Origin of the sequence: Methylobacterium sp. WL103 (assembly GCF_008039885.1) — a bacterium.
GTDB classification, from domain to species: Bacteria; Pseudomonadota; Alphaproteobacteria; order Rhizobiales; family Beijerinckiaceae; genus Methylobacterium; species Methylobacterium cerastii.
This window is the reverse complement of record NZ_VRUX01000265.1, coordinates 1-5,632: the sequence shown is the minus strand read 5'-3', so window position 1 is coordinate 5,632 and position 5,632 is coordinate 1. Positions and strand designations below refer to the sequence as shown.

The window sequence follows — 5,632 nt, the reverse complement described above, 5'->3', positions numbered from 1 at the left end:
GTGCATCCCGGCGACGTCGTCGTCGGCGGGCCGGACGGCGTGGTGGTGATCCCGGCCGACATCGCCGAGGCGGTGGCCCTGGAGGCCGTCGAGCAGCAGCGCCTCGACCTCTGGCTCACCCGCGAGGCGGAGAAGGGCGCGAGCCTCGCCACCCTGCTGCCGCCGGACGCCGCGACCCTGGCCCGCTACGAGGCCGAGACGAAGGCCTGAGGGCCGACGCCCGCCGGACCCGCGCCGATGTTCTTTCCGCTCTCGAAGGTGATCTTCTTCCTGATCACACCCTCGAACCTGTTTTGCCTCGTCGGGCTCGCCGGCGTCGCGCTGACGCTTGCGACCGCGCGGCGGCGACTCGGCGGCACCCTGAGCGCGTTCGGCCTCTTCGGCCTGCTCGCGGGCGGACTCTCGCCGCTCTCGGCCTGGGCGGTGCTGCCGCTGGAACAGCGCTTCCCGGCCTTCGCCGACGACCGGCCGCCCGATGGGATCATCGTGCTCGGCGGCGGGATCGAGGCCGGCCTGTCTTCGGGGCGCAACCAGGTCGTCGTCAACGATGCCGGCGAGCGGCCGATCTACATGGCCGACCTCGCGCGGCGCTATCCGCTGGCGCGGCTGATGTTCTCCGGCGGCAGCGGCAGCCTCGTCGACGGGGCGATCGCCGAGGCCGACATCGTCAGCCGAGACGCCGACACCCTCGGCCTGCCGCGCACCCGGCTGATCCTGGAGAACCGGTCGCGCAACACCCGCGAGAACGCGCTGTTCTCCGCCGCCATGGCCCAGCCGAAGCCGGGCGAGCGCTGGCTGCTGGTCACCTCCGCCTTCCACATGCCGCGGGCGATCGGGTGCTTCCGCGCGGCGGGCTTCGACGTCGTCGCCTTCCCCGTGGACTACCGCACCCGCGGCCCGCGCGACGCGCTGCGCTTCGGCAGCTTCGCCTCGGAGGGGCTGCTGGTGCTCGACTTCGCGGTGAAGGAATGGATCGGCCTCGCGGTCTACCGGCTGGCCGGCTACACCGACGCGCTGCTGCCTGGGCCGGATCAGGCTTCGGGCAGCGACAGCCGGTAGATGCCGCGGAAGTCGTCCGGGTCGGCAAGCTTGCCCTTGCGCAGGATCGCGAGGCGGCCGGCCTTGGTCAGGCGCACGGCGATGCGCCGCACCGGCTGCATCAGCGGGCTCCACTGGTCCGGGTTCGGGCCGGCCAGCGCGCGGGCGACCTCGGACGGGCAGATCGTCTTGCCGGGACCGCGCTCGGCGACGAGGCGCAGCATCGTCTCCTCGATCGCGGCTTCGCTGCGGGTTCCGGTGCGGTCGTCGCTCACGGCGTGGATCCTCGGCGTTTCGGGTCGTCGTCGGCGAGCAGGATCGTGCGGATCTCGGAGACGAACTGGCGCCGCCACATCACGAGCACGACCCCCGTCGTCGAGGCGACGAGGAAGTAGGGGCTGACGAACCAGCCGAGATAGGCCAGCGCGAAGAAGAACGCTCGCTGCCCACGGGCGAAGTGGCTGCCGGCCGCGGTGTTCATCGCCGCCACCCGGCGCGCGGCGCGCAGCATCTCCGCCTCGCCCGCGCCCGAGCCCTTGGGCGGCACCGTGCCGAGCAAGATCGCGCTGTAGTTGAACAGCCGGTAGGCCCAGGCGAACTTGAAGAAAGCATACACGAACACGACGGCGAGGCCCGCGACCTTGATCTCCCAGGTCGTGCGCGTGGCGATCGTGCCGAAGGGCAGCGTGCCGAACAGGTTGAGCACGTCGTCGCCGGAGCGCGACAGGGTCAGGACGCCGCCGAGGGCGATCAGCGAAGTGGAGGCGAAGAAGGCGGTGCCGTTCTGCAGCGAGGCGTTGATCGTGGTGTCGACCACGCGGTTGTCCCGGACGATGAGCTGGCGCGCCCACTCCTCGCGCTGCGCGTTCATGATCTGGCTCAGCGACACCATCCGGCCGCGCAGGCGCCCGACGGAGAGGCCGTACCCGACCCAGGCCAGCACGAAGTAGATCAGCGCGCCGAGGTCAATCGGCGAGAAGGCGGCAGGCAGGTAGGCCGAGAGCAGCGAGGCGGAAGGCAGGTCGGTCATCGTCCCGGGGAGCGTCGGCTCGAGCTTCGCCGGCGGCCGGGCAGGCGCGCCTGCCGCAGGGCCAAGCGATGGCTACCCTGGACCGCCCCGCGCTGTCGAGGCGCGCGAGAGCGGGCCGCCCATGCGCGCTCGGTCCATCCGCGGACGTCTCAGCGTCGGATGGCGAACCCGGCGACATCGGGCTCCGGCTCCGCCGCCTGCATTTCGACCCGCTCGACATGCGCACCCGGCGGCCCGGCCCGGCAGGCCTGCACCATCACGTCGACCGCGGCCGCCGCCCCGGTGAAGGTGGCCTCGACCGCGCCGTCCGCGCGGTTGCGCACGTGCCCCGACAGGCCGCGCGCCTCGGCCTCGCGCTGGGTCCAGGCACGATAGCCGACGCCTTGCACCCGGCCGACGATCACGACGGCGGCGCTTCTGCTCTCATCCATGGCCGGACAACCCGGTCGGACGCCCGCGGCGCCAGCCGCGCAGCTCGCGCAGGTAGGCTGGCGGCAGCTGCGCCGCCTCGCCTGCCGCAAGCACCGCTTCGAGGTAGCCCGGCTTCGGCACGCCGTAGGCGGTGGAACGGCCGAGATAGATCAAGGCGCGCTTGACCCCGCCCGGGGTCGCGACAGGCTGCGTCGCCTTGACGTAGAGGCCGCCGGCGACGCCCTCGTAGCGGTCGAGCGCCGGCACGTCGGCGAGCGCCAGCTCCCACAGCACGCCCCAGACCGTGTGGCGCCCGTCGCGCACCACCGAGGCGTAGCCCTCGCGCATGACGATGAAGCGGTGGCGGTGCAGCCGGCCCTGCCCGATCAGCCGCGAGGCCGGACAGCGGGCGACCATGGCGGCGGCGTCCATGTTCGCGCCGTAGGCAAAGTAGAGGGGCATTCCTATTCCGGCCCCCGACCGGAAAATGGTCGACTGGCTATTTGCCGGATTTCTGGTCGTCGCGGCGGATAGCCCATTCGTTGGCACGCATCGCGAGGTAGGCCACCGTCAGCATGGTGGCCGGAATCCCGAAAATCACGAAAATCTCGCCGGAGTTCATGATTTGAGGCTCCGTAGAACGCGCCTTGCGATCCAATGTATGCCCAAAGCCAGACGGCCGCGAAGAATACGGTGACGCTGGTCGGTTTCGGAGCATTCGCGATACCGAAGCTGACAGCCGTCACCGGCGTGACGACGTCGATGATGATGAACGCCGCGGCGATGGTGTTGAGCCCGGTGGCGAGCAGTTTGGTCTGCTCGTTGTGGATCAGGCTCATTCCGCGCCGGCCTCAGGATGCTGGGGCGATCAGGCGAATTCCAGGATCACCGCGTCGACCGCGAGGCTCTCGCCCTCCTTGGCGTGAATCTTCTCCACGGTGGCGTCGCGCTCGGCGCGGAGCACGTTCTCCATCTTCATCGCCTCGACGATGGCGATGGCCTCGCCGTTCTTCACTTCCTGGCCTTCCTTCACCAGGATCTGCTTCACGAGGCCGGGCATCGGGCAGAGCACCTGCTTGCCCGAGCCGGCATCCTCCTTGACCGGCATCAGCGCGGCGAGCTCCGCCTCGCGGCGGGTGTAGACGCGGGCGTCGGCCGCGGCGCCCGCGTGCTGGAGCGCGACGCCGTTGAGCAGCCCGCGCACCTGGATCGCGACACGCTGCGCGCCGATCGTGCCGGTCCAGACCGGCTCGCCGGGGCGCCACTCGCTCTCGACCACGTGGGCGGTGCCGTCGGCCTCGGTGACGACGAGGCAGTTCTGCGCCAGCGCGTCCTCGTGCGGATCGACGGTGACGGGGAAGGCTTCGCCCGCCAGCATCACAACGCGGTCGCGCTCGAAATGCAGCAGGCCCGGGTCGCGCATCTGGCCGGAGATGCCGCGCTTGCGCGCATTGAGCTTGTGGTCGATCGCGGCCGCCGCCGCCATCATCCGCTGGGCCACCGCGCCCTTCGGCTCGGGCGCGGAGAACCCTTCCGGGAACTCCTCGGCGATGAAGCCGGTCGACAGCGCGCCCTCGCGCCAGCGCGGATGCGCCATCAGGGCGGCGAGGAACGGGATGTTGTGGCGGATGCCGTCGATGGCGAAGGCGTCGAGCGCCTCGGCCTGCAGCTCGATCGCTTCCGCACGGGTCGGCGCCCAGGTCACGAGTTTGGCGATCATCGGATCGTAGTGGATCGCGATCTCGCCGCCCTCCTCCACGCCGGTGTCGTTGCGGACCTTGCCGTTGCCGAACTCGCCTTCCTCCGGCGGCCGGTAGGTGGTGAGCCGGCCGATCGAGGGCAGGAAGTTGCGGGTCGGGTCCTCGGCGTAGACGCGGCTCTCCACCGCCCAGCCGTCGAGCTTCACCTGGTCCTGCGTGAGCGGCAGCGTCTCGCCGTAGGCGACCCGGATCATCAGCTCGACGAGGTCGACGCCGGTGATCATCTCGGTGACCGGATGCTCCACCTGGAGGCGGGTGTTCATTTCGAGGAAGTAGAACGACTTGTCCTGGCCGGCGACGAACTCGACGGTGCCGGCGGAATCGTAGTCTACGGCCTTCGCCAGGGCGACGGCCTGCTCGCCCATCTTCCGGCGGGTGGCCTCGTCGAGGAGCGGCGACGGCGCCTCCTCGATGACCTTCTGGTTGCGGCGCTGGATCGAGCATTCGCGCTCGCCGAGGTAGACCACGTTGCCGTGCTTGTCGCCGATCACCTGGATCTCGATGTGGCGCGGGTCGGTGATGAACTTCTCGATGAACACGCGGTCGTCGCCGAAGGACGACGCGGCCTCGGACTTGGCGCGGGCGAAGCCCTCCGCGACTTCGCCCGAGGCGTAGGCGATGCGCATGCCCTTGCCGCCGCCGCCGGCCGACGCCTTGATCATCACCGGGTAGCCGATGCCGTCGGCGATCTCGACCGCGTGCTCGGGGCTCTCGATCACGCCGAGGAAGCCCGGCACCGTCGAGACGTCGGCGGCCGCCGCCGCCTTCTTCGATTCGATCTTGTCGCCCATCGCAGCGATGGCGCCGGGGTTCGGCCCGATGAAGACGATGTTGGCTTCGGCGAGCGCGTTGGCGAAGGCCTCGCGCTCAGACAGGAAGCCGTAGCCCGGATGCACCGCCTGCGCGCCCGTCCGCTTGCAGGCGTCGATGATCTTCTCGATGACGAGGTACGACTGCGACGCCGCCGCCGGGCCGATGTGGACGGCCTCGTCGGCCATCGCAACGTGCACCGCGTCACGGTCGGCCTCCGAGTAGACCGCCACGGTCTTGATGCCCATGCGTCGCGCCGTCTTGATGACGCGGCAGGCGATCTCGCCCCGGTTTGCGATCAGGATCTTGTCGAACATCTTTTGGCGCGCTCGAATCAGGTCGTCTTCAGGAACCGGCTTGGCGTGAGCCGGACAGAACGTTCCCGTTAAAGCAGATCACGAGGCGACGGAAGCTGTGCCGGAGGCCGAGGGCGCGGCCCCGGCGGTGAAAAGTTTTTGGCTCCGGTTCAAGCTGCAAGGTCAGGCTGTAAGCGCCCGCAGCAAGTTCACGCCGCGCGGGCGAAGCGCGGCCGGTCGGCCTTGGCCGGCTCGCGGGTCCAGCGGTTGGCGTCCAGCGCGAACGC

7 protein-coding genes and 1 pseudogene are annotated in these 5,632 nt (G+C 70.3%); 2 read left to right on the top strand and 6 right to left on the bottom strand.

Annotation, left to right across the window (positions count from 1 at the left end; genetic code table 11):
- Positions 1-210, top strand: a pseudogene (locus FV222_RS15810) (dimethylmenaquinone methyltransferase); the annotation flags it as partial.
- Between the two features lie 27 nt (positions 211-237).
- The gene (locus tag FV222_RS15805; protein ID WP_147762228.1) at positions 238-1,059 is read left to right on the top strand and encodes a YdcF family protein; all 822 of its coding nucleotides are present in this window, start codon (positions 238-240) and stop codon (positions 1,057-1,059) included.
- Here the strand turns inward: FV222_RS15805 and FV222_RS15800 are convergent.
- From FV222_RS15800 to FV222_RS15775, 6 genes are all read right to left on the bottom strand, one after another.
- Entirely contained in the window at positions 1,032-1,262 is a 231-nt protein-coding gene (locus FV222_RS15800; protein WP_147762276.1) for a DUF3253 domain-containing protein, read from the bottom strand. The two genes, FV222_RS15805 and FV222_RS15800, sit on opposite strands and share 28 nt — an antisense overlap.
- 47 nt (positions 1,263-1,309) lie before the next feature.
- Positions 1,310-2,068 carry a DUF599 family protein gene (locus FV222_RS15795; RefSeq protein ID WP_147762229.1) on the bottom strand — a complete coding sequence of 253 codons (759 nt, stop codon included), beginning with the start codon at positions 2,066-2,068 and terminating at the stop codon, positions 1,310-1,312.
- Positions 2,069-2,217: 149 nt separating this feature from the next.
- Positions 2,218-2,499, bottom strand: a complete 282-nt coding sequence (locus FV222_RS15790) for an acylphosphatase (RefSeq protein ID WP_147762230.1) — start codon at positions 2,497-2,499, stop codon at positions 2,218-2,220.
- Positions 2,492-2,941 (bottom strand): gamma-glutamylcyclotransferase family protein, encoded by a 450-nt coding sequence (locus FV222_RS15785; protein WP_147762231.1) that lies wholly within the window; start codon positions 2,939-2,941, stop codon positions 2,492-2,494. Before FV222_RS15785 ends, FV222_RS15790 begins: the two co-directional genes overlap by 8 nt.
- Positions 2,942-2,943: 2 nt before the next feature.
- Positions 2,944-3,318, bottom strand: coding sequence for a hypothetical protein (locus FV222_RS31220; protein WP_246685489.1), 375 nt, complete (start codon positions 3,316-3,318; stop codon positions 2,944-2,946).
- Between the two features lie 29 nt (positions 3,319-3,347).
- A complete protein-coding gene (locus tag FV222_RS15775) occupies positions 3,348-5,366 on the bottom strand; it encodes an acetyl/propionyl/methylcrotonyl-CoA carboxylase subunit alpha (protein ID WP_147815027.1) in 2,019 nt (672 codons plus the stop codon).
- Positions 5,367-5,632: the final 266 nt, after the last annotated feature.

Coding starts and splice junctions, on each gene's coding strand:
- FV222_RS15775 (WP_147815027.1), bottom strand. CDS start 5,366: ATGTTCGACAAGATCCTGATCGCAAACCGGGGCGAGATCGCCTGCCGC.
- FV222_RS15795 (WP_147762229.1), bottom strand. CDS start 2,068: ATGACCGACCTGCCTTCCGCCTCGCTGCTCTCGGCCTACCTGCCTGCC.
- FV222_RS15790 (WP_147762230.1), bottom strand. CDS start 2,499: ATGGATGAGAGCAGAAGCGCCGCCGTCGTGATCGTCGGCCGGGTGCAA.
- FV222_RS31220 (WP_246685489.1), bottom strand. CDS start 3,318: ATGAGCCTGATCCACAACGAGCAGACCAAACTGCTCGCCACCGGGCTC.
- FV222_RS15800 (WP_147762276.1), bottom strand. CDS start 1,262: ATGCTGCGCCTCGTCGCCGAGCGCGGTCCCGGCAAGACGATCTGCCCG.
- FV222_RS15785 (WP_147762231.1), bottom strand. CDS start 2,941: ATGCCCCTCTACTTTGCCTACGGCGCGAACATGGACGCCGCCGCCATG.
- FV222_RS15805 (WP_147762228.1), top strand. CDS start 238: ATGTTCTTTCCGCTCTCGAAGGTGATCTTCTTCCTGATCACACCCTCG.